We start from the raw sequence: 21,346 nt of genomic DNA on the forward strand, positions 1-21,346 counted from the left end.
ATTGAAGGCTACCGAGCCCCACCGACAGATCGCGCCCTCGTCGTCGGTTCTGTGCGGAGATCCACAGCTTTGGCGCGGCGGTTCGGGGCGCGGTAGGCGGCCCACACGGCGCGGACGCGGCGCCCCTGACCTGCGGTGAACTCCCGCATACAGGCGTCCTGCGCGTAGTCCATGAAGTTGTGGACGGGGTCGCCGCCGCGTTGCGGACACGAGTTCCGGCCGCTCGGACAGCCCGTCGCGGGCTCCGCCTCGTACGGGGTGTCGGCCACGCCGTCGCCCGGCGGCTCGCAGCCGTTCTCGAAGGTGTGCATCAGCCCGAGCCAGTGCCCGATCTCGTGGACGGCCGTGTAGCCGCGGTCGAACCCGCGGTTGGAGCCGCCCGGCAGGCTGCGGTAGTCGACGACGACGCCGTCCATGCGGGGTTCGCCCCGGTACCACTGGGGGAACGTGGAGAAGCCGAGCATGTCCGTCCCGACGGCGGCGGAGAAGATGTTCAGCGTGCCGGGGCCGCCCCTGCGCAGGCGCCGCTTCATCTCGCCCTCGTGACGCTGCGGGTGCCAGAACCACTCTTGCCTGTCGGTGACGTCGTATCCGGCCAGGCGGAACCTGACCCCCGTGTCGACGCCGCCCTTCCTGCCCCCGTACGCGGCGTTCAGGGTGGAGATCTGCCGCCGGACGGTGGACGGCCCCACCCGTCCCCGCCGTCCGCTGGAGATCGCGTGGAAGCGGACGGGGACGACGACGCGGCGGCGGCTCATCCGGAGCGCCGCGTCGACCCGGTTCTCGTCGTCGGTGCCGAACCTCTCCCGGAGCGTGCGGCGGAGGTCGGCGAGCAGGGCGTCCACCTGGCGCGGATCCAGGTCTTCCCCGTCGCGCCTGGCGTGTCTGGCCGCGCTCTGGCCCGCCCCGGAGCGGGTGGACGCCGCGCAAGGCTCACCGCCCCGGCGGATCTCGTCACTTTTCGAACTCGAAGCCGCACACAGCGTGACCAACAGTGCGCATAGCGAACCCACGGCAAACCGCCGCATCCATTCCCCCCGTACGGTCGTCCGGCGATCCCTCGATGAAACGCGATGATCCCGCGGTCGGCCCGCCACCCCGCCGACCGCGGGATCACCCTGGCATGTCGCCGCCCGTCAGCGGCCGTCCACGCCGGTCGTGCTCAGTGCCCGCTCAGTCGTCGCCCTGCTTGCCCGGCTGCATGGACTCGTAGATCTCCTTGCACTCCGGGCAGACCGGGTACTTCTTCGGGTCCCGGTTGGGCACCCAGACCTTGCCGCACAGCGCGATCACCGGCGTGCCGGCCACCGCGCTCTCGGTGATCTTGGCCTTCTTCACATAGTGGGCGAACCGCTCATGATCGCCGTCACCGTGCGAGAGATCAGGCTTGACATCACTCTGGGTGTCACTGTCGGGAAGGATCTTCGTACTCACGGAAATCACCTTAGTTCAGCGTCGGGTCCTCGGGAAAAGTGGAGACGAAGGCCAGGTCGCCGTCCTGGCGCCGCAGCACCTCCTGCCACAGCCGGTCGGGGTCGGCGGCGAACACGTCGCCGGCCTCGGCCTGCACCAGGTACCACGCCCCGTCCTCGATCTCCGCGTGCAGCTGGCCGGACGACCAGCCCGCGTAACCGGCGAACACCCGGAACTGGAGCAGCTCGGGCGCCAGCAGCGCGGGCGGCGCGTCCAGGTCGACGAGCCCGACCCTGGCCACCTCCGTGCCGCCGTCCAGCGCCCGCCAGCCGAGCGGCTCGTCCTCGCCGGGAAGGCGGGCCAGGGCGAGCGCGTTGTCGAGCGCCACCGGACCCCCCTGGAACACCACCGAGGGACCCGTGACGAGTTCGGCCCAGGGAGGCAGGACCCGGTCGACCGGAACCTCCGTCGGCCGGTTGAGGACAACCCCCAGTGTGCCCCCCTCCAGGTCGTGCTCGACCACCAGGACGACACTGCGCCTGAAGTTGGGATCCTCAAGTTGGGGGGTGGCCACCAGCAGGAGGCCCACCCTGATGCCGTCTTCCATGGACCCCATCATGCGTTGCCCGGACCCCCGGCGGCACGTCCCCGTGCTCGTTAGCCTGTTACGCATTCCTATCGATGGGGATATCGGCACGGCAAGGACCTAGGTCCCAGAATGATCTAGCATCATCGGCCACCCGTGCGGTCCTCCGGCCCGCGGGCCGGAGAGGCCCGACCGGGCCGGGGAGGAACGCGATGCAGTTGCCCAGGGTCGTCATCGCCGGCGTGTTCTTGGTCATCGCGGCGCTGATCGCCGTCCCCGCGGTGTGGAAGGCCACGTCGTCGGACTCGCGCGCGGCCACCTCGGAGACGCCGTCCCCCAGCCCCTCCGGCGACGGCGCCTCGCCCTCGGCGTCGCCGAGCGGGCCGTCCGGCCCGGTGGGGCAGCCGCTCTCGGCGAGCGTCGGGGCCGTGTCCTGCCCGTCCCGCGAGGTGCGGGTCACCATCCGCAACACCGGCGGCCAGCGCGAGGACTACGGCGTCGAGCGCAACGACGACGGCGGCCCGGTGGCCGGGAAGATCGCCGCCCGCACGACCAAGACGGTCACCATCCGGCTGCGGGAGGACCGCCGCACCCGCGTCCAGGTGAGCTGGGCGAACAAGCCGATCGAGACGCGGACGCTCAAGGCGAACTGCAAGAACGCGGGCGGTGGCGGCGCGCCGCCCGAGACCCCGCCGAGCAGGCTGCCGCACACCGGTCCCGACAACGGCGTCCTGTGGGCGCGCGCCGCGACCGGCGGCGCCATCGTGCTCACCGGCCTGATCATCTTCTGGTACGGCGGGATCTGGCCGCGCCGCCGCGAGCGGATCTTCGCGAAGAAGGCCGACTGACCGGCCACGTCGGCCGACCGCCCACCGAGCCGGGAGCCGGAACAGCCGCCGGGGTTCGCGCCGAACCCCGGCGGACCGTTGCGGGGCCTCAGACCTCGGTGCGCGGACGGCCGCCCGCCGCCTCGCGGACGGCGCCCGCGACGCGGCCCGCCACGTCCGGGTGGAAGACGCTCGGCACGATGTAGTTCGGGCCCAGCTCGCCCGGCGTGACGACCTCGGCGAGCGCCTGGGCCGCCGCGGCGAGCATGCCCTGGGTGACGCCGTCGGCCTGCGCGTCCAGCAGCCCGCGGAAGACGCCGGGGAAGGCCAGCACGTTGTTGATCTGGTTCGGGTAGTCGCTGCGGCCGGTGGCGACGACGGCGGCGTGCTCGCGCGCCTCGTCCGGCGAGACCTCGGGCTCGGGGTTGGCGAGCGCGAACACGATCGCGTCGTCGTTCATCGTCGCGATGTCGTCGCCGGTGAGGATGCCGGGCGCGGACACGCCCACGAACACGTCGGCGTCCTTCACCGCGCCGCGCAGGTCGCCCGCGTAGCCGGCCTCGTTGGTGTGCTCGGCGATCCAGCGGAGCGAGTCGTCGAGGTCGTCGCGGCCCAGGTGGACGGCGCCCCGGTAGTCGCAGACGACGAGGTTGCGCGCGCCCGCGTGGATCAGCAGCTTCAGGATCGCGCTGCCCGCCGCGCCCGCGCCCGCCATCGTGATCCGCACGTCGGCGATGTCCTTGCCGACGACGCGCAGCGCGTTGGTCAGCGCGGCCAGCACGCAGATCGCGGTGCCGTGCTGGTCGTCGTGGAAGACGGGGATGTCGAGCAGCTCGCGCAGCCGCGCCTCCACCTCGAAGCAGCGGGGGGCGGAGATGTCCTCCAGGTTGATGCCGCCGAACGCGGGCGCGAGGATCTGGACGGTCCGGACGATCTCGTCGGTGTCCTGGGTGTCGAGGCAGATCGGCCACGCGTCGATCCCGGCGAACCGCTTGAACAGCGCCGCCTTGCCCTCCATCACCGGCAGCGCGGCCTCCGGGCCGATGTTGCCGAGGCCGAGCACCGCCGACCCGTCGGTCACCACCGCGACGCTGTTGCGCTTGATCGTCAGCCGCCGGACGTCCTCGGGGTTGCGGGCGATCGCCAGCGACACCCGCGCCACCCCGGGCGTGTAGGCCATCGACAGCTCGTCACGGGTGCGCAGCGGCACCTTGGACTGCATCTCGATCTTGCCGCCGAGGTGCATCAGGAAGGTCCGGTCGCTGACCTTGTGGATCTTGATGTCGTGCATCTGCTCCAGCGCGGCGGCGATCGCCTCGGCGTGCTGGGTGTCGCGGGTGGCGATCGTGACGTCGATCCGCAATGTCTCGTGGCCCGCCGTGTTGACGTCGAGGGCCGTCACGATCCCGCCCGCGTTCTCGACCACGTGGGTGATCTGGCTGACGGCACGCCCGCCGGCCGGAACCTCCAGGCGGACGGTGATGGAGTACGACACGCTCGGCACGCTCGCCACGACAACTCGCTCCCTTGCTACCGGGTACGTCCCTGTCCCGGCCGTATCGTCCCACGAGGGGGCGACGCTCCGGGGGCCGCGGCCCGGCCTCCCCTGCCGCTCAGCACGCCCGTGCCGCACCGACGATGAGGTCGGCCGCGGCGGGGACGGGCAGCCTCGTCGTGTCGATCACGAGGTGGTAGAGCCGCGGGTCGGCGGGGTCGGCCCCGTAGAAGTGCTTCACGTAGGCCGTGCGGGCGCGGTCGTTGTCGTCGAGCATACGCTCCACATCGCGCTCCGGTGCCCCGCTCCCGCCACCCGGCATCTCGGACGCGGCGAGCAGCAGCCGCCGCTCCCGCGGCCCGTCCAGCCGGACGTGCAGCGCGTCCGGGCGGTCCGCGAGCACCACCGCCGCCCCGCGGCCGAGCAGCACGCCGCCGCCGGAGTCGGCGGTCCTGGTGATGATCTGCTCGGTGTGCTCGACGAACTCCTCGGGCGGGACGATCGTCCGGTCCGGGAGGTAGACCTCCATCGCGCCCATCGCGACCGTCGGCAGCCGCGCCGCCCCGGCGAGGATCCGCCCGAGGCCGCGCTCGGCCCGGCCGTCGTGGGCGAGCGCCTCCTCCAGCGTGCACCCGATCTCGCCCGCGACGATCTCGGGGATCGCCCGGTCGAGGAAGGGCAGGCCGAGGGCCCGCGCCACCATCGGGCCGACGGCGGCGCCGCCCGCGCCGAAGGTGGCCGAGATCGTCACCACGCGTACGTTCACGTTCGTCTCATGCCCGTTTCCGCGCCCGGCACGTCCTGGCCCGGCTCAGAACAGGGCGGCCTGGAGCGAGCGGCGCGCCTTGGCGATGCGCGGGTCATCGGCGGGCAGGAGGTCGAACAGCGACAGCAGGTGCTTGCGCGCCGCGTCGCGGTCGTCGCCCGCGCTGACGCGGACGGCGTTCAGCAGCCGCGCGAAGGCGTCCTCGACCCGGCCGGACATGATCTCCACGTCCGAGGCGTTGATCTGGGCCTGGACGTCGCCCGGGTTGTCGACCGCCTCCTGGACGGCGCGCTCGGGGTCGAGCGCGCGGACCCGCAGGCTCAGCTCCGCCAGCCCGAGGCCCTGCTTGGCCTGGACGTCGCGCGGGTTGGCGGCGAGGAGCCGCTGGAACTCGGCCTTGGCCGCGTCCAGGTCGCCGCGGGTGAGCGCGTCCTCGGCCGCCGCGTACGGCGAGTCGGCCGGGGCGTCCTGCGCGGCGCCCGGGACGGCCTGCTCGCCCTCCGGCGCGTCCGGGAGGATGCCCTCCTTGCGCAGCGCGTCGAAGAGCTGGTCGACGGCCTCGCGCACCTGCGCCTCAGGGGCCGCGCCGTTCAGGAACGGCAGCAGCTGCCCGCCGACGACGGCGGCCACGAACGGGATGCCCCGCACGCCCATCTGCTGCATGTACGCGCCGAGCTGCGGGTTGGCGTCGATGTCGACCTTGGCCAGGACCCACTTGCCGGCCGCCTCGGCGGCGAGCTTTTCCAGGATCGGGCTGAGCTGCTTGCACGGCCCGCACCAGTCCGCCCAGAAGTCGACGAGGACGGGGACGGACTGCGACCGCTCCACGACCTCGGTGTTGAAGGTCTCGTCGGTGACGTCCACGACGTACTGGCCGGCCGCGCCCTCCGCGGCGCCCGCGGCCGCGCCGCCGCCCTGAGCCTGGCGTTCCTGCTGCTTCCTGGTGGCGGCCTGGCGGGCCCCCAGGTCGATGGCCCCGTGCAACGAAAAGTCCCGAGAAGGCATGGGACCATCCTGCCCCATGACCGCCCCCGCCTGTACGTCCGTCCGCTCCCAGCGGAGCGCGTCGCGCCCCGCGCGGCGTCCGGGGCGCTTGATCGGGTGCCCGACTCGCCTGATCCCTCCGCCGCCGTAGCCATTGTCCGGCTTTTACGAATTCTCACGTCCGCCGCCCAAGGCAAAGAATTCAGGCGCTCCGCCGTAAGGGCAAAAAGATTGCTGACAGCCATCACCAAGCCCGGTTATAGTCACGACGTCGATGCATCGCGGCACGGCAAAACAGGGCCCCGGCGCCCGGGACGGTCACCAGCGTCCCGTCCGCCGCGGCGGGCACCGGGTGGCGAGGGGAAGCGCCGGTGCGCCCCGTCCGCCGCGACCGCACGACGATCAACGGGGGGAAACAAGTGATCGCGGAGCATTCCGCGATCGTGGCCCGAGGAATGGGTGTCCGCCGCGGGGGGCGGTGGCTCCTGCGCCCGGTGACCTTCGGGGTGCCCGAAGGCGTGGTCGGCGTTGCCGGTCCACCTGGTGTCGGTAAATCCACTCTGCTGGCCACGTTCGCGACCTTGCGCCGGCCGCACACCGGCGCGCTGCACATTCTGGGGCACGACACCGCGCACGCCGCCGGCGTGCGCGCCGCGCGGGCCCGGATCGGCTACCTGCCCGGAAGGCTGTCGCGCAAGCAGAACATGACCGCGGGAGAGTTCGTCTCCTATGCCGCCTACTACCAGCGCGCCGGCGCCTCGGCCGCGCGCGACGTGATCGCCCGGCTGGACCTCGCCGAGGCGGCGGGCACGGAGCTGTCCCTGCTGCCGCCCGACGTCCGGCTGCGCGCGGGCGTGGCGGCGGCGTGCGTCCACTCGCCCGACCTCGTCCTGCTGGACGACCCGTTCGCCGAGCTGTGCGCGCCCGGCGCGGGGGCCGAGGCCGGGGGCGGGGCGGCCGCCATGGCGGAGCTGATCCCGGTGCTGCGCTCGCTCGCGCCGACCGTGGTCGTCACCGCCGACGCCGCCGGGACGCTCACCGGCTGGTGCGACCTCCTGCTGGGGCTCAGCCGGGGCAGGCTCACCGAGCTTCCCGCCCGCTCGGCCGCGCGGGTCCCCGCCGACCGGGCGGCCGGGCGCCGCGTCCCGCACCCGCGGGACGCCCGCGCTCCGGCGGCGGTCCGGGAGCCCGGCCGGCGGCGCGCGGCCCGGCCCGTGCTGGCGCAGCTGACGAGGTTCCGGATGCCGCGCGCGCCCGCCGGGAGCGGCGCCGGTGTCTGAGCTGGGGCGCGTGCTCCGGCTCGACGCCCGCCGCGCGGCGCCGCTGGTCGCGGTGCCGCTGCTCACCGCGGTCGGGATCGCCGCGTCGGTGCCGTCGTTCGTCGCCTCCGTCGCCTACTGGGACGAGTCGCTCGTCACACTGCTCAACGCCGTGCGGCTGCTCGGCCCGGTCGCCGCCGGGCTCGCGGCGTGGACGGCGGTGCGCGAGCGCCCCCTGGACTACCTCCGCGAGCTGACCGCGCGCTCCCCGGCCACCGGCGTGCTGTTCGACCTGCTGCTGCTGTCGGTCGCCGCGCTCGTGTCCTTCCTCGCGGTGACGGCCTCGGTGGTCGTCGTGGCGCTGCTGCGGCAGGAGGCGGGGCGGCCGCATCCGCTGGGGCTGGCCGTGGGCGCCGGGGCGCTCGTGCTGCACATCGTCGCCGGGTACCTGTCCGGACGGGTCGCCCCGCACCGGACCACCGCGACGGTCGTCCTCGCGGCCACGTCCCTGTGGGCCGCCCTGCGCGCGCCCGGGGTGTCGTGGCTGAGCCTGCTGCCCCCGGCGGCGTTCCCGCACCTCCCCCTGTTCACCGCGCTGCGTCCGGCGGTGCTCGCCGACCAGGCCGTCTGGACGATCGGCATGACGGGAGCGCTCGTCCTCGGCTACGTCGTGTGCGCGACCCGGCGCGTGATGCTCGTCCTGCCGCTCGTGCTGGTGATGGCCGCGATCGTCGTCGCGACGCTGCGCCTGCACGGGACCGGCGGCGGGGCGACGTCACCCGCGCCGGCGAAACCGGTGTGCCGCGCATGGCCGCTGACCGTCTGCGTGCACCCGGCGCTGCGCGGCGCCCTGCCCGCGCTGATGAGCGCCGCGACCCCGCTCGCCTCCCGGCTGGACGGGACGCCCGGCGCGTTCACACGGGTGGAGCAGCGCCCGTCCTGGGCCCCGGCCACCGTGACGGACGGCGTGGCCGCGATCCACCTCGACGAGCGCCTCGCGCCGGGGTTCGAGGGGCGCGCCGTCCGGCAGATCCGGGACGGGCTGATGGACGCGAGCGCGTGCGCGGCTCCGCGGCGTCCGGTCTCGGAGGGCTACCGGAGGCTCGTCGACGCGTGGCTGGCCGGCGAGGAGCCGCCGAGCATCCCGGACGTGCGCGCGGCACGCCGCTTCACGTCCTGGGGCGAGCAGCGCCGCCGCACCTGGCTGCGCCTGCACTTCGCGTACTACCGGGCGTGCGCGCTGGGCCCGCAGGACTTCGACGGCTGGGACGTCCCGCCCCGGCTGTTCCCCAAGTACGCGACACCGGCGGCCACGCCCCCGGCCCGGCCCCGGATCGACCTCGGCGCCCGGTAGACCTCAGAACCCGGCAGTCCTCACGCCCGCGCGGGCGCTTCGGCGGGCCTGGCCCAGAAGTGCTCCACGAGGAAGGGCGCCACCGGCAGCACGCCCGCCCCCAGCGCGAGGACGGTCCGCCCGGCGCTCCAGTGGAGGTTCTCGCGGACGAAGAACACCATGCCCACGTAGGCGAGGAACAGGACGCCGTGCAGGGGGCCCATGACCTGCACCGCCGCCGGAGCGTCCGCCATGTACTTGAGCGGCATGGCGATCAGCAGCAGCACGAGGAACGAGACCGCCTCGGCGATGGAGACGACACGGAAGGCACGAACGATGTCCACGGCCTGTCAACGCGCGGACGCCGGCTCCGGTTTCGGACGAGGCGTATGGCGCTTCTCACACCCGAATCGGCGGACCGAAACTCGGCTCGGGTGGATGGCGCATTCATCCGGGAATGTCACCTCACATGGCCGGTTCGGAATCGCGCAACGACGCCCCCCGCAAGCCCGCGCCCGCGACGAGGGCCGCCGCGAAGGCGGCGCCCTGGCACGCCCTCCGCGCGCCCCTCCTCCTGGTCGTGGCGACCATCGCGCTCGTCCTGGTGGCCCAGCAGACGCTCCGGATGCTGCCCCACTGGCTGAATCCGTTCGCCGAGGAGACCAAGGACCGCAGCGGCCCCGCCCTGCTCCAGTCGATCCGCGACCTGCACCGCTACGAGGCGGCCAGCGGCAATTTCCAGGTCGTCGTGGACCTGGAGAAGGACGCGAAGTTCCTGCCCGGCGCGCTGCGCGGCAAGCGGACCCTGTTCGTGGGCAACGGCTCCGTCGACGCCTACGTGGACTTCTCCAGGCTGGCCTCGGGCGCGGTCAAGGTGGACCAGGACCGGACGTCCGCGACCATCAGCCTTCCCCCGGCGCAGCTGGAACCGACGAACCTCGACACCAAGCGCAGCTACGTCTTCGCCACCGAACGCGGCCTGTTCAACCGCTTCGGCGACTTCTTCAGCGGCAACCCCAACGACCAGCGGCAGCTCTACGTCCTGGCGAGCCAGAAGATCCAGGCGGCGGCGACCGAGAGCAGCCTGCGCCACCGCGCCGACGCCAACACCAAACTCATGCTGGAGAGCATGCTGCGCGCCGTCGGCTTCAAGACCGTGACGGTCCGGCAGACCGCCGCCCAGTGACCCCCGGCCGCTACTCGGCGGGGACGCGGAGCACCAGCGCGTCGCCCTGGCCGCCGCCCCCGCACAGGCCGGCCGCGCCGATCCCGCCGCCGCGCCGCCGCAACTCGTAGGCCAGGTGCAGGGCGATCCGGGCGCCGGACATGCCGACCGGGTGGCCGAGCGCGATGGCGCCGCCGTTGACGTTGACCTTCTCCGGCCCGACGCCGAGGTCGCGCATCGACTGCACGCCGACCGCCGCGAACGCCTCGTTGATCTCGATGAGGTCGAGGTCGTCCACGCCGAGGCCCTCCTTGCCGAGGGCGTGCCTGATCGCGTTGGACGGCTGCGACTGGAGCGAGTTGTCGGGGCCGGCGACGTTGCCGTGCGCGCCGATCTCGGCGAGCCAGCCCAGCCCGAGCTCCTCCGCCTTGGCCTTGGACATCACCACGACGGCGGCGGCGCCGTCGGAGATCTGCGAGGACGAGCCCGCGGTGATCGTCCCCTCCTTGCTGAACGCGGGGCGCAGCCGCGCCAGCGACTCGGCGGTGGTGTCGCCGCGCACGCCCTCGTCGGTCGCGAACAGGATCGGCTCGCCGCGCCGCTGCGGGACCTCGATCGGGGCGATCTCCTCGTCGAAGACGCCGTTCTTGATGGCCGCGGCGGCGCGCTGGTGGGAGCGGGCGGCGAACTCGTCCTGCTCCTCGCGGGTGATGCCGAGCCTGCCGTTGTGGCGCTCGGTCGACTCGCCCATCGCGATGCCGTCGAAGGAGTCGGTGAGCGCGTCGTGGGCCATGTGGTCGAGCATCTCGACCGAGCCGTACTTGTAGCCGCCGCGCGACTTCGGCAGCAGGTGCGGCGCCTGCGTCATCGACTCCATGCCGCCCGCGACGACGATGTCGAACTCGCCCGCCCTGATCAGCTGGTCGGCGAGCGCGATCGCGTCCAGCCCGGACAGGCACACCTTGTTGATCGTGATCGACGGGACGGTCATCGGGATGCCCGCCTTGACCGCCGCCTGCCGCGAGGGGATCTGCCCGGCGCCCGCCTGGAGCACCTGGCCGAGGATCACGTACTGCACCTGGTCGCCGGACACCCCGGCGCGCTCCAGCGCGGCCCTGATCGCATGCGCGCCGAGGTCGGCGGCGGAGAAGTCCTTCAGCGAGCCCAGCAGGCGTCCGACGGGGGTGCGCGCTCCGGCGACGATCACGGACGTGGCGGTCATGTGGGGGCCTCCAGAATGGTGCGCTGCGGCGACGTTTGCCACCATACCCAGCGGGAGGGAACGCCCTCCCTGTCGGCCTGTCCCCGCAGTCATTCGGGAGAACACTGTCATGAGGGAGAACCGCCAATGCTGACCCGCATCGACCACATCGGGATCGCGTGCTACGACCTCGACGTCACCGTCGAGTTCTACCGGCGGACCTACGGCTTCGAGGACGTGCACGTCGAGGTGAACGAGGAGCAGGGCGTCCGCGAGGCGATGCTCAAGATCAACGACACCGGGGACGGCGCGGCGAGCTACCTCCAGCTCATCCAGCCGATCCGGGAGGACTCCCCCGTCGCCAAGTGGATGGCGAAGAACGGCGAGGGCGTCCACCACATCGCGTTCGGCACCGACAGGAGCGTCCAGGAGGAGGCCGACCACATCGCGGACGAGGGCGTGCGCGTCCTCTACGACACGCCGCGGAAGGGCTCGATGGGCTCCTTGATCAACTTTTTGCACCCCAAGGACTGCCACGGCGTCCTGACCGAGCTGGTCCAGAAGGGCTGACCCCCGCCGCGCCCGCGCCGCTATCACAAGATCTCCCGGGCACGGCGGCGCGGCGCGCGGCGCCGGGCGTCCGCGCGGAACCCTTGGATCGTGACGTGTTCGATATCACCCCTGCGAGCACACGGGTACGGACAGTCACTCTGTGACCGTTCAGCCACATCTGGTGCATTTTGGGGGCGTGTACCTGGGCCGCCGGGCCAGGAAAGGGCAACCCCCCAAAAGCGACAAAACACGCAGCGCGTCAAGATGAGCCCCCAACACGGCAGTGTCCGGAGTACGCTTCATTCGCCGGAAGAGGTCTGGGGCACAGCGCCCGTCATGCCAGGCGTTCAACCGGTCCCCGGAACTACCCGTAGCCCCGTCACATCAGGATTGAGCCACATGCAGTCCGACATCGACGCCCAGCTCAGCAACTTCTTTGAAGACACGCCCCCGCGCGAGTTCGACGTGGTGCTTCGCGGCTACGACCGGCACCAGGTCGACGAGCACATCAAACAGCTCGACAACGAGGTCCGGCAGACCCGTGAGCAGACGCAGGCCCTGCAACGGGAGCTGTCGGACGCCCACCGCCAGCTCCAGGAACAGGAGCGTCCCACCTACTCCGGCCTCGGCGCCCGCATCGAACAGCTGCTGCGGCTCGCCGAGGAGCAGGCCACCGAGCTCGTCCAGGCCGCCCGGTCGGAGGCCAACGAGATCAAGGCCGCGGCCAAGGTCGACGCCGCCGAGCAGCGCGCCACCGCCGAGAACGACGCCGCCGAACTGCGCGCCAACGCCCAGCGCGAGGGCGACGACATGCGCGGCGCCGCCGAGCGCGAGGCCGAGGAGGTGCGCACCTCCGCCCGCCGCGAGGCCGACGAGCTGACCTCCACGACCGAGCGCGAGGTCGCCAAGCTGCGCGCCACCGCCGACCACGAGGTCGCCGAGAAGCGCGCCGGCGCCGAGCGCGAGATCGCCAAGCTGCGCACCACGACCGAGCGCGAGGTCGCGCAGCTGCGCGCCTCCACCAAGCGCGAGCGCGACGAGATCCTCACGACCGCCAAGCGGCAGGCCGACGAGATGCGGGCCCAGGCCCAGCGCATCCTGGAGGAGAGCGAGGCGCAGCGGGCCCAGGCCGAGGCCGAGTTCGAGATCCAGCTCGCCGCGCGCCGCGAGGAGGCCGACCGGCAGGACGCCGAGCGCCACGCCAACGCCCAGGCCGCCACGCAGAAGCTCGTCGCCGAGGCCGAGCAGCGCGCCGCGTCCGCCGAGCAGCGCGCCGCGAAGGCCACCCAGCAGGCCGAGCAGACCCGGCGCGAGGCCGACTCGCACGCCAAGCAGCTCATGGCCAACGCCCGCAAGAACTCCGACAACGTCATCGCCGAGGCCAAGTCGCAGGCCGAGCAGCTGCTCGCCGAGACCAAGGCCGAGGCCGACCGCGTCCGCACCGCCGCGCAGCGCCAGGTCGACGAGCTGACCCGGCAGCGCGACAGCATCACCAGCCACCTCAACCAGCTCCGCCAGCTCATCGGCGGGGTGGCGCCCGCGATGGGCGGCGACCCCGAGCTGGCGGCGCCCCCGGAGAAGGCGGCGATTCCGGCCGCCGAGCCCAAGCCCGCCCCGGCCCAGCCCAAGCAGCCCGCCGCCGCCAAGGCCGGGCCCCCCAAGCAGGCCCAGGGCAAGAAGTCCGACGAGGACGACGAGGACTGGTGGCAGGAGTGACGGTCGGCGTGCCCACCGGCACCTGACCGGCGCGACCGGGTAAGCCGCGACCGGGTGACAGGCGTGATCGGAAAGCCTAGAGGCGTGAACTGCCTCTAGGCTTTCCGTCATCTATCCCGTGCGCGGTGGCCTCCGGCCCAGGCCGCACGCCCGGCGGATGGCAGGACGGAAGAGGAAGAGAGATCGGCGTGCCCGACGAGACCCCCCACGAGGACCGCCCGGCGGCGGCCCCCGGCGAAGGCCGCCGCGCGGTCCCCGCACCGTCCCCGCCCGCCGACAGCACCTCCACCGACGACGCGCCCAAGGACGACCCGCTCAAGGACGACCCGCTCAAGGACGACCCGGCCAAGGACGACGTTCCCGAGGGCGAGCCCGCCAAGGGCGGCCCCGGCGGGGGCGAGAGCGCCGAGGACGGCCCGGAGCGTCTCGCCGAGGAGGCGAAGATGCCGAGCGGCGCCCTCGACCCGGAGAAGACCGACAAGCCGTTCGGCGAGCGGGATCCGGCGACCGGCGGGCCGGTGGAGCGGTCCCGCGACGAGGACGCCGTCAAGCCCGTCCCGCCCGAGCCGGGCGCGCCCGACCCGGCGCACGACATCGAGCAGCGGCGCCGCGAGGCGGGCGTCGACCACCGCTTCCCGTTCGGACGGCCCGGCGAGCCGCTCGGCCGCGCGCACCCGTTCGTGTTCGGCTTCACCGCCGCGCTCGGCGTGATCACCGCCTGGATGCTGGTGAAGGCCGCCACGAACGCCAAGTCCGTGATCGTGATGATCGTGGTCGCGATGTTCCTCGCGGTCGGGCTCAACCCGGCGGTGGAGCGGCTGCGGCGGATCGGGCTGCCGCGCGGCGTCGCGGTCGGCACGGTGTTCCTCGGCGTGCTGGCGTTCTTCGCGGGCTTCGTCGCCTCGCTCGTCCAGCCGGTGTCCGAGCAGGTCACCGAGCTGCGCAAGAACATCCCCGACTACGTCACGCAGCTCCAGAACAACGAGCGCCTCGCCGAGTGGGACAAGCGCTACGGGCTGCTCGACCGCGCGCAGAAGGCCGTCAACAGCAAGGGCTTCCAGGACGGGCTCACCGACACCGCCACCGGGATCGGCAAGGTCGCGATCAACGGCGTCTTCCAGACCGTGACGATCCTGATCCTCACGCTGTACTTCCTCAGCTCCCTGCCGCAGATCAAGACGTTCTTCTACCAGCTCGCGCCGCGCTCGCGGCGGGCGCGGGTCGCGCTGCTCGGGGACGAGATCCTCGACCGCATCGGCGGGTACGTCGCGGGCCAGTTCACGATCGCGTTCATCGCGGGCCTCACGTCCTACATCTTCCTTGAGATCATGAGCGTGAAGTACGCGCTCGCGCTCGCGCTGATCGTCGCGGTCACCGACCTGATCCCGCTGGTCGGCGCCACGGTCGGCGCGGTCGTGGTGTGCCTGGTCGCCTTCCTCACCGGGACGGTCACCGACGGCTCGATCTGCATCGCCTTCTACGTGATCTACCAGCAGGTGGAGAACTACGTCGTCTACCCGCGCGTGATGAAGCGCACGGTCGACGTGCAGCCCGCGGTGACGATCGTGGCGGCGCTCATCGGCGCCGCGCTGCTCGGCGTGGTCGGCGCGCTGCTGGCGATCCCGACCGCCGCCGCGATCTCACTGCTCATCCGCGAGGTGCTGATGCCCCGCCAGGAGACGCTGTAGGGCGTCAGGGACCGTCCCAGGTGGTGGGCAGGGGATGGGCGGCCGGGGCGACCCGCCGGACGATCTCGTTCAGCACCGTCCGGACGTAGGGCTCCCCGACCCACAGGTGCTTGGCGTTGTCGACCGCGACGACCTCCGCCTGCGGGACGCGCTTGAACCGCTCGCGGGCCTCGTCCGGGCGCAGGTAGTCGTCGAACTCGGGCACGAGCGCGACCACCGGGCGCCCGTCGGCGCCCCACGCGTCCAGGTCGGCGTCGGTGGCGCGGTGCAGCGGTGGCGACAGCAGGATCGCGCCCTCGACCAGCGGGTCGCGTCCCCACTTCAAGGCCAGCTCGGTGCCGAACGACCAGCCGAGCAGCCAGGGGCGGGGCAGGTCGTGGTACTCGGTGTACTCCAGCGCCGCCGCGACGTCGTGCCGCTCGGTCTCGCCCTCGCCGAACTCGCCCTGGCTGGTGCCGCGCGCCGACGTCGTGCCCCGCGTGTTGAACCGCAGGACGGCGAGGTCGGCGAGCGCGGGCAGCCGGTAGGACGCCTTGCGCAGGACGTGGCTGTCCATCATGCCCTCGGCGGTCGGCAGCGGATGCAGGCAGACCAGCGTCGCGACCGGCGGCCGCTCGGGCGGCAGCGCCAGCTCGCCGACGAGCTCCAGCCCGTCGGCGGTGTGCAGGGTGATGTCCTCGCGCCGCGCCGGAAGCACGCTCGACGCCCTGATGTCCCCCATCGTTCTCCTCTTCCCGGACGCCCCGCTCGGGGACGGCCCAGTGCGGTCTGCGGTCAGTAACGTGGCGCGCCCCGCGACCGCCGGACGCGCGGCGAGCGGCGCCCCCGCGCCTCCCAGCAGGGCCGGTGCCAGTGCCGCCGGTCGTCGGCGCCGCCGCGCCCGTCGGCGGGCCACGCCACGACGTGCGCGACGCCCGGCGGGATCTCCTGGTCGCAGCCGGGGCACCGGTACGGCTTGGTCGCGTTCGCCCCCGCGATCATCCGGACGACCCAGGAGCCGTCCGGCCCGTCCTCGGTCTCCTCGGCCCAGCCGCCGGCCCGCGGGCGGGGGCCCGAGACGGCGCGGCGGTTCTTGCGGGGGCTCATGATTGTCAGGATAGGGGCCGCGTCGGCGAACGGAACGGGCGCGGTCAGCGGAGCGGGCGGCGGGCGACGCGGTGCTCCTCCAGCAGCGGCACCGGGGCGAACGCGGGGTCGCGGGTCTCCTCATGCAGCGCGCGCAGGACGGTGACCGCCCGGTCGAGCCCGAGCCGGTCGAGGTCGGCGACCGGCCCGGACGGGTAGCCGCAGCCGAGCGTCATCGCGGCGTCGATCGCGTCGGCGTCCGCGTATCCGGCGCCGAGCATCGTGGCGGCGTCGTTCAGGTAGGGGAAGCGGAGGGCGTCCACGATGAACCCGGCGCGGTCGCGGCAGCGGACGGTGGCCAGCCCGAGGCCCCGCGCGAGGCCCTCGGCCCGGTCGGCGACGCCGGGCCCGGTCGCGACCGTGACGGCGATCTCCGCGAGCGCGCCGTCCGCCTCGGGCAGGTGCAGGCCGACGACGTCGCCCGGACGTCCCGTCGCCATGGCGCGCTCGATCACCGGTCCCGAGGCGGTGGCCAGCACGGCGCCGTCCCCCGCGGCCTCGGCGGCGGCGGCGAGCAGGGCCCGCCCGGTCTCGGCGTCCTGCGCGCACTCGACGATCAGGTCGCAGTCGCCGAGGCCGGCCTCGGCGGTCCTGACCTGGGCTCCCGCGCCGTCGCAGCGGGCGGCGAAGGCGTCCGCGAGCGGGCCGGTGCCGAGCACCCCGACCGTGGGCGGCGCGGCGGCGGCCTCCTCCTCGGCGGCCCGCTCCTGCCCGTCGTGGACATAGAAGCCGCGGCCGGTCTTGCGGCCGAGCAGCCCGGCGGCCACCAGCTCGCGCAGCACCGGCGCGGGCGCGTGGCGGCGGTCGCGGGACTCGGCGTAGACGGCCTCCAGCACCTGGAGGCAGGTGTCGAGGCCGATCAGGTCCATGAGCGTGAACGGGCCCATCGGCAGGCCCGCGCCGTCCTTCATCGCGGCGTCGATGTCGTCGCGGGTCGCGTGCCCGGACTCCAGCATGTGCGCGGCCTGGTTCAGGTAGCCGAACAGCAGCCGGTTCGCGACGAACCCGGCGCGGTCGCCGATCGTCACCGGCGTCTTGCCGAGGTCCCGGGCGAGCGCCGCGACGCGCTCCACCGCCTCGGGCTCGGTGAGCACGGTGCCGATGACCTCGACCAGCCTCATGACCGGCGCCGGGTTGAAGAAGTGCACCCCGACGACCTTCGCGGGCCGCCCGGTCGCGACCGCGATCTCGGTGACCGACAGCGAGGAGGTGTTGGAGGCGAGGACGGCGTCGGCGCGGCACACCCGGTCCAGCTCGGCGAACACGCGGTGCTTCAGGTCGAGCCGCTCCGGGACGGCCTCGACGACCAGGTCGCAGTCGCCGAGGTCGGCGAAGTCGACCGAGAGCGCGACGCGGTCGAGGATCTCGCGCCGCGCGTCCTCCGACAGCCTGCCGCGCTTGACCGCGCGCCCGGTCGAGCGCTCCAGGTGGCCGCGCCCGCGCTCCAGCGCGTCCGGGTCCGCCTCGACGCCGACGACCGGCAGCCCGCCGCGCGCCAGCACCTCGGCGATACCCGCGCCCATCGTGCCCAGCCCGACGACCCCGACCCTGCTGAACGTCCCAGTCATGAACGGCAGTCTCGCAGAGCGCGCGCGCCCCGCCCATGCCGGGTACGAGAGGAGATGTGCGCTTCGGAATCTTCCTCCTCGCCGCCCGGTTCCCCCACCAGGACGACGCCGCCGCCCTCGCCCGCACCGTCGAGGCGGCCGTCGCCGCCGAGCACGCCGGGTTCGACGACGTGTGGCTCGCCGAGCACCACTTCATGTCCTACGGCGTCGTGCCGTCGGCGACCGTCCTCGCCGGGCACCTGCTGGCGCTGACCCGCCGCGTCCACGTCGGGACGGCCGTCAGCGTCCTGTCCAACCAGCACCCGGTGGCGCTCGCCGAGCAGGCGGCGATGCTCGCGCTGCTGTCGGGCGGCCGGTTCCGGCTCGGCGTCGGACGCGGCGGCCCCTGGCGCGACCTGGAGGTCTTCGGCACCGGTCTGCCCCGGTACGAGACCGGTTTCGCCGAATCCCTCGATCTGCTCCTGGCCTGGTCGCGCTCGGACCGCGTCGCCTGGCGCGGCGAGCACTTCCGGTTCCGCGAGGTGCCGGTCGTGCCGCGCGCCGCGGTTCCGCCGCCGGTCGTCGTGGCGTGCACGTCCGCCGCGTCCGAGCGGATCGCGGCCGAGCGCGGCCTGCCGATGCTGCTCGGCATGCACGTCGGCGACGAGGAGAAGGCCGCCGCCGTCGCCCGCCACGGCCTGCCGGACGCCCCGCACGTCTCGACCCACCTGGCGCAGGTCGCCGACACCCGCGAGGAGGCCGTCGCGACCCTGCTCGCCGAGATGCCCCGCTGGCTCGGCCCTGGGCTGGACGGCTACGTCCCCGTCGACGACCGCCCCCGCCCGTCCCGCGACCCCGTCGCCTACACCCGCCGCATGTGCGACCTGCATCCGGTCGGCTCACCGGACGACTGCGTCGAATCCCTCGTCACGACCGCCGAACGCACCGGCGTCCGGCACCTGCTGCTGCTCGTCGAGGCGGCCGGCTCCCACCGCGCCACGCTGGACAACATCGCCCGCCTGGGCGCCGAAGTGCTCCCCAAGGTCCGGACCTCCCTCTCCTGATCGATGCCCTGCCGTCAGCGCGCCTGGACGGTTCCCCGGCTCTCGACGCACCGTCCCTGGGCGGCGCTGCGGGGTCCCCGCGCGGCCACCCGCCGCCGGGCCGGACGCGTCGCGAGGACCAGCGCGCGCTCCTCCCAGAACGCGCGGGCCCGGCGGACGATCCCGGCCCTGCGCGCCACGGCCGCCTCCGCCTGAAGGTCGCGCACCCGCTCCCGCGCGACCGAACTCATGATGTCGTGGTGGAACACGGCCTTACCCCTCCGTCTTCGGGCCGCTGGTTCCGGCCCGGTACCTAGAGACTCGCCCTAAGGGGGGTGTCCGCACATGAGGACGACGCCCTAGATTGGCCGCCTCATCCGTACTTACGCAGGTCACAGCGGGAGCATGGGTACCTAGGACGTGTTTCGCGGCGACCTCGATCAGCACCCGAAGGCACGGTCAAGGGGGCGGGCCGCCAGGCGATCGCCCTCGGGCCGGGACTTGGGCAACAGGGCGCGGGCGGTCGGCGGCGTCACTAAGGTGGGGCAGCGTGCGTCTCGTAATCGCCCGGTGCAGCGTCGACTACGCCGGCAAGCTCACCGCCCACCTCCCGATGGCCCCCAGGCTCATCCTGATCAAGGCGGACGGAAGCGTGAGCATCCACGCCGACGACCGCGCCTACAAGCCCCTCAACTGGATGAACCCGCCGTGCTCGCTGCGCGAGGAGCCGTTCGAGGAGAACGGCGCCGTCGCCCGCTGGACGGTCACGCACGGCAAGTCGGGCGAACGACTCATCCTCACCATCGAGGAGGTCCTGCACGACACCAGCCACGAACTCGGCCTGGACCCGGGGCTCCAGAAGGACGGCGTGGAGGCGCACCTCCAGGAACTGCTCGCCGAGCACATCACCACGCTCGGGGACGGCTGGTCCCTGATCCGCCGCGAGTTCCCGACCGCCATCGGCCCCGTCGACATCCTGTGCCGGGACGCGGGCAACGCCACCGTCGCCGTCGAGATCAAACGGCGCGGCGAGATAGACGGCGTGGAGCAGCTCACCCGCTACCTCGAACTGCTGAACCGCGACCCGCATCTCGCGCCTGTCCGCGGGATCTTCGCCGCGCAGGAGATCAGACCGCAGGCCCGCGTCCTCGCGGTCGACCGCGGCATCCACTGCGTGACCCTCGACTACGACGCCCTCCGCGGCATCGAGCACGAGGGGACGCTCTTTTAGAACCTCGGCCCACGGGGGCTCGCCTCCGCCGCTCAGGTAACGCGCTCACGTGCGGGCTGAGGTGGCCTTACGCGGTGGCGCGGGCTGTCGTAGGCGTCCGGCATCATTGCGGCATGACTCTTCATCACGCCGGCGGCACTTTCGAGATCTCCTCGTGGGACGGCGAGAAGCCCTACGACGAGCAGGGCGGTAACAAGCTGGCCCGCGCGCACATCGGCAAGACCTTCCACGGCGACCTGGTCGGCACGAGCACGACGGAGATGATCGGCGTGGAGTCGGCCGCCGGGCCCGTCGCCTACGTCGCGATCGAGCACGTCCAGGGGATCCTGCACGGGCGGGAGGGGACGTTCGTCCTCCAGCACAGCGCGGGCAGCGAGGACGGGACGTCCGACACCCAGTGGCTGCGCTGGCAGATCGTCCCGACGACCGGCACCGGCGAGCTGGCCGGCCTGCGCGGATCCGGAACGATCACGATCGGCGAGGACGGCGGGCACTCCTGGTCCCTGGAGTACACGGTCGGCTGACCGGCCCCGGAGGACTGACGCGGGCCCTACGGGACAGGCGGTAGCGTCAAGGGGCCGATCGGACGGGGCGAGAGGGGCCGGGAGAATGAGGATGACGAAGGGGGCGACGTCCGGGAGGTCGGCGATCCAGCCGAGCCCGGTGTTCCTCGCGATCGCGGGGGCGACCGTCCTGTTCGGGCTGATCGCCTGGCGGTACGGGGAGAACCCCGACAAGCCCGCCCGGATCGCCCTGTTCGGGTTCGTGCTGTCGGCGTGGGTCCTGTCGCTGTCGGTGCACGAGTTCGGGCACGCCTACATGGCCTACCGGTCGGGCGACCGCAGCGTCGCCGCCAAGGGCTACCTCACGCTGAACCCGCTCAAGTACTCCGACGTGCTCCTCAGCTTCGTGATCCCGGTGGTGTTCATCCTGCTCGGCGGGATCGGCCTGCCGGGCGGCGCCGTCTGGATCGAGCGGCACTCGATCCGGGGCAGGCTGCGGCACAGCCTGATCTCCGCGGCGGGCCCGCTGTCCAACGCGATCTTCGCGGTGATGCTGGCGGTGCTCTACAAGAACTTCGCCCACCAGGACCACGGGGTCTTCTGGCTGGGCATCGCGTTCCTGACCTTCCTCCAGGTCACCGCCGCGATCTTGAACCTGCTGCCGATCCCGGGGCTGGACGGCTTCGGGATCATCGAGCCCTACCTGCCGCGCCGCTGGGCCGACCAGGCCGCGGCCTACGGCGGCTACGCCTTCCTGATCCTGATCGCGATCCTGTGGATCAGGCCGATCAACAACGCGTTCTTCGACGGCGTCTACAACATCACCGACGCGCTCGGCGTGGGCGAGTTCGCGGTCGCCCTCGGGCACTCCCTGTTCACCTTCTGGAACAGCTAGGGCGTGTTCCAAAGCCA

The 21,346-nt window shown here is 73.0% G+C and carries 23 protein-coding genes; 11 read left to right on the forward strand and 12 right to left on the reverse strand.

Annotation, left to right across the window (positions count from 1 at the left end; translation table 11 throughout):
- Positions 1-8: 8 nt before the first annotated feature.
- The 3 genes from KLI87_RS13850 to KLI87_RS13860 form a co-directional block, all read right to left on the reverse strand.
- Entirely contained in the window at positions 9-845 is an 837-nt protein-coding gene (locus tag KLI87_RS13850; RefSeq protein WP_308165999.1) for a zinc metalloprotease, read from the reverse strand.
- Between the two features lie 328 nt (positions 846-1,173).
- Complete coding sequence (locus KLI87_RS13855; protein ID WP_214617220.1) at positions 1,174-1,434, reverse strand: DUF3039 domain-containing protein; 261 nt, start codon at positions 1,432-1,434, stop codon at positions 1,174-1,176.
- Positions 1,435-1,444: 10 nt separating this feature from the next.
- Complete coding sequence (locus KLI87_RS13860) at positions 1,445-2,020, reverse strand: YqgE/AlgH family protein (protein WP_156216008.1); 576 nt, start codon at positions 2,018-2,020, stop codon at positions 1,445-1,447.
- 191 nt (positions 2,021-2,211) lie between these two features.
- On the opposite strand from KLI87_RS13860, the gene KLI87_RS13865 reads away from it, so the two are divergent.
- Positions 2,212-2,847 (forward strand): hypothetical protein, encoded by a 636-nt coding sequence (locus KLI87_RS13865; protein ID WP_156216007.1) that lies wholly within the window; start codon positions 2,212-2,214, stop codon positions 2,845-2,847.
- An 88-nt stretch (positions 2,848-2,935) separates the two neighbouring features.
- Here KLI87_RS13865 and KLI87_RS13870 read toward each other — a convergent pair whose 3' ends face one another.
- The 3 genes from KLI87_RS13870 to KLI87_RS13880 all read right to left on the reverse strand — a co-directional run bounded on the left by KLI87_RS13870 (position 2,936) and on the right by KLI87_RS13880 (position 6,071).
- Positions 2,936-4,339, reverse strand: a complete 1,404-nt coding sequence (locus KLI87_RS13870) for an NAD-dependent malic enzyme (protein ID WP_214617221.1) — start codon at positions 4,337-4,339, stop codon at positions 2,936-2,938.
- 100 nt (positions 4,340-4,439) lie between these two features.
- Positions 4,440-5,087 (reverse strand): AAA family ATPase, encoded by a 648-nt coding sequence (locus tag KLI87_RS13875; RefSeq protein ID WP_214617222.1) that lies wholly within the window; start codon positions 5,085-5,087, stop codon positions 4,440-4,442.
- Positions 5,088-5,132: 45 nt separating this feature from the next.
- The gene (locus KLI87_RS13880; protein WP_214617223.1) at positions 5,133-6,071 is read right to left on the reverse strand and encodes a tetratricopeptide repeat protein; all 939 of its coding nucleotides are present in this window, start codon (positions 6,069-6,071) and stop codon (positions 5,133-5,135) included.
- A gap of 455 nt (positions 6,072-6,526) precedes the next feature.
- On the opposite strand from KLI87_RS13880, the gene KLI87_RS13885 reads away from it, so the two are divergent.
- A complete protein-coding gene (locus KLI87_RS13885; RefSeq protein WP_250903881.1) occupies positions 6,527-7,351 on the forward strand; it encodes an ATP-binding cassette domain-containing protein in 825 nt (274 codons plus the stop codon).
- Complete coding sequence (locus KLI87_RS13890; protein ID WP_214617225.1) at positions 7,344-8,684, forward strand: hypothetical protein; 1,341 nt, start codon at positions 7,344-7,346, stop codon at positions 8,682-8,684. The genes KLI87_RS13885 and KLI87_RS13890 overlap by 8 nt, the downstream gene beginning before the upstream one ends.
- A 20-nt stretch (positions 8,685-8,704) precedes the next feature.
- Here KLI87_RS13890 and KLI87_RS13895 read toward each other — a convergent pair whose 3' ends face one another.
- Positions 8,705-9,007 (reverse strand): DUF3817 domain-containing protein, encoded by a 303-nt coding sequence (locus KLI87_RS13895; RefSeq protein WP_214617226.1) that lies wholly within the window; start codon positions 9,005-9,007, stop codon positions 8,705-8,707.
- 125 nt (positions 9,008-9,132) lie between these two features.
- On the opposite strand from KLI87_RS13895, the gene KLI87_RS13900 reads away from it, so the two are divergent.
- Positions 9,133-9,849, forward strand: coding sequence for a DUF4230 domain-containing protein (locus KLI87_RS13900; protein ID WP_246249561.1), 717 nt, complete (start codon positions 9,133-9,135; stop codon positions 9,847-9,849).
- A gap of 10 nt (positions 9,850-9,859) precedes the next feature.
- Here KLI87_RS13900 and KLI87_RS13905 read toward each other — a convergent pair whose 3' ends face one another.
- Positions 9,860-11,050, reverse strand: coding sequence for an acetyl-CoA C-acetyltransferase (locus KLI87_RS13905; protein ID WP_156216005.1), 1,191 nt, complete (start codon positions 11,048-11,050; stop codon positions 9,860-9,862).
- Between the two features lie 126 nt (positions 11,051-11,176).
- Between KLI87_RS13905 and mce the strand changes: the two genes are divergently transcribed.
- The 3 genes from mce to KLI87_RS40015 all read left to right on the forward strand — a co-directional run bounded on the left by mce (position 11,177) and on the right by KLI87_RS40015 (position 14,985).
- Positions 11,177-11,599 carry a methylmalonyl-CoA epimerase gene (mce, locus tag KLI87_RS13910; protein WP_214617227.1) on the forward strand — a complete coding sequence of 141 codons (423 nt, stop codon included), beginning with the start codon at positions 11,177-11,179 and terminating at the stop codon, positions 11,597-11,599.
- Positions 11,600-11,980: 381 nt separating this feature from the next.
- The gene (locus tag KLI87_RS13915; protein WP_156216003.1) at positions 11,981-13,297 is read left to right on the forward strand and encodes a DivIVA domain-containing protein; all 1,317 of its coding nucleotides are present in this window, start codon (positions 11,981-11,983) and stop codon (positions 13,295-13,297) included.
- A 188-nt stretch (positions 13,298-13,485) separates the two neighbouring features.
- Positions 13,486-14,985, forward strand: coding sequence for an AI-2E family transporter (locus KLI87_RS40015; protein ID WP_214617228.1), 1,500 nt, complete (start codon positions 13,486-13,488; stop codon positions 14,983-14,985).
- Between the two features lie 4 nt (positions 14,986-14,989).
- Here KLI87_RS40015 and KLI87_RS13925 read toward each other — a convergent pair whose 3' ends face one another.
- From KLI87_RS13925 to KLI87_RS13935, 3 genes are read right to left on the reverse strand one after another with little or no spacing between them, the layout of a single operon-like run.
- Complete coding sequence (locus KLI87_RS13925; RefSeq protein WP_156216001.1) at positions 14,990-15,706, reverse strand: alpha/beta hydrolase; 717 nt, start codon at positions 15,704-15,706, stop codon at positions 14,990-14,992.
- A gap of 53 nt (positions 15,707-15,759) precedes the next feature.
- Positions 15,760-16,071, reverse strand: a complete 312-nt coding sequence (locus tag KLI87_RS13930) for an ATP/GTP-binding protein (protein WP_214617229.1) — start codon at positions 16,069-16,071, stop codon at positions 15,760-15,762.
- 44 nt (positions 16,072-16,115) lie between these two features.
- On the reverse strand, positions 16,116-17,678 hold the full coding sequence (locus KLI87_RS13935; protein WP_214617230.1) for a 3-hydroxyacyl-CoA dehydrogenase: 1,563 nt from the start codon (positions 17,676-17,678) through the stop codon (positions 16,116-16,118).
- A 56-nt stretch (positions 17,679-17,734) separates the two neighbouring features.
- Here KLI87_RS13935 and KLI87_RS13940 point away from each other — a divergent pair, with 56 nt between their 5' ends.
- The gene (locus KLI87_RS13940) at positions 17,735-18,721 is read left to right on the forward strand and encodes an LLM class flavin-dependent oxidoreductase (RefSeq protein WP_214617231.1); all 987 of its coding nucleotides are present in this window, start codon (positions 17,735-17,737) and stop codon (positions 18,719-18,721) included.
- Positions 18,722-18,735: 14 nt separating this feature from the next.
- On the opposite strand, the gene KLI87_RS13945 is transcribed toward KLI87_RS13940, so the two are convergent.
- On the reverse strand, positions 18,736-18,951 hold the full coding sequence (locus tag KLI87_RS13945; protein ID WP_156215997.1) for a hypothetical protein: 216 nt from the start codon (positions 18,949-18,951) through the stop codon (positions 18,736-18,738).
- A 299-nt stretch (positions 18,952-19,250) separates the two neighbouring features.
- Between KLI87_RS13945 and nucS the strand changes: the two genes are divergently transcribed.
- The 3 genes from nucS (at position 19,251) to KLI87_RS13960 (ending at position 21,329) form a co-directional block, all read left to right on the forward strand.
- Complete coding sequence (nucS, locus tag KLI87_RS13950; RefSeq protein WP_214617232.1) at positions 19,251-19,931, forward strand: endonuclease NucS; 681 nt, start codon at positions 19,251-19,253, stop codon at positions 19,929-19,931.
- 113 nt (positions 19,932-20,044) lie between these two features.
- A complete protein-coding gene (locus KLI87_RS13955; RefSeq protein ID WP_156215995.1) occupies positions 20,045-20,455 on the forward strand; it encodes a DUF3224 domain-containing protein in 411 nt (136 codons plus the stop codon).
- A gap of 91 nt (positions 20,456-20,546) precedes the next feature.
- Positions 20,547-21,329 carry a site-2 protease family protein gene (locus KLI87_RS13960; protein ID WP_214617233.1) on the forward strand — a complete coding sequence of 261 codons (783 nt, stop codon included), beginning with the start codon at positions 20,547-20,549 and terminating at the stop codon, positions 21,327-21,329.
- Positions 21,330-21,346 lie beyond the last annotated feature (17 nt).

Origin of the sequence: Actinomadura sp. NEAU-AAG7 (genome assembly GCF_018603865.1) — a bacterium.
In the GTDB taxonomy this organism is placed as follows: Bacteria; Actinomycetota; Actinomycetes; order Streptosporangiales; family Streptosporangiaceae; genus Spirillospora; species Spirillospora litoris.

Coding starts and splice junctions, on each gene's coding strand:
- KLI87_RS13865 (WP_156216007.1), top strand. CDS start 2,212: ATGCAGTTGCCCAGGGTCGTCATCGCCGGCGTGTTCTTGGTCATCGCG.
- KLI87_RS13900 (WP_246249561.1), top strand. CDS start 9,133: ATGGCCGGTTCGGAATCGCGCAACGACGCCCCCCGCAAGCCCGCGCCC.
- KLI87_RS13955 (WP_156215995.1), top strand. CDS start 20,045: ATGACTCTTCATCACGCCGGCGGCACTTTCGAGATCTCCTCGTGGGAC.
- KLI87_RS13960 (WP_214617233.1), top strand. CDS start 20,547: ATGACGAAGGGGGCGACGTCCGGGAGGTCGGCGATCCAGCCGAGCCCG.
- KLI87_RS13885 (WP_250903881.1), top strand. CDS start 6,527: ATGGGTGTCCGCCGCGGGGGGCGGTGGCTCCTGCGCCCGGTGACCTTC.
- KLI87_RS13930 (WP_214617229.1), bottom strand. CDS start 16,071: ATGAGCCCCCGCAAGAACCGCCGCGCCGTCTCGGGCCCCCGCCCGCGG.
- KLI87_RS13935 (WP_214617230.1), bottom strand. CDS start 17,678: ATGACTGGGACGTTCAGCAGGGTCGGGGTCGTCGGGCTGGGCACGATG.
- KLI87_RS13915 (WP_156216003.1), top strand. CDS start 11,981: ATGCAGTCCGACATCGACGCCCAGCTCAGCAACTTCTTTGAAGACACG.
- KLI87_RS13945 (WP_156215997.1), bottom strand. CDS start 18,951: ATGAGTTCGGTCGCGCGGGAGCGGGTGCGCGACCTTCAGGCGGAGGCG.
- KLI87_RS13860 (WP_156216008.1), bottom strand. CDS start 2,020: ATGGAAGACGGCATCAGGGTGGGCCTCCTGCTGGTGGCCACCCCCCAA.
- KLI87_RS13905 (WP_156216005.1), bottom strand. CDS start 11,050: ATGACCGCCACGTCCGTGATCGTCGCCGGAGCGCGCACCCCCGTCGGA.
- KLI87_RS13925 (WP_156216001.1), bottom strand. CDS start 15,706: ATGGGGGACATCAGGGCGTCGAGCGTGCTTCCGGCGCGGCGCGAGGAC.
- mce (WP_214617227.1), top strand. CDS start 11,177: ATGCTGACCCGCATCGACCACATCGGGATCGCGTGCTACGACCTCGAC.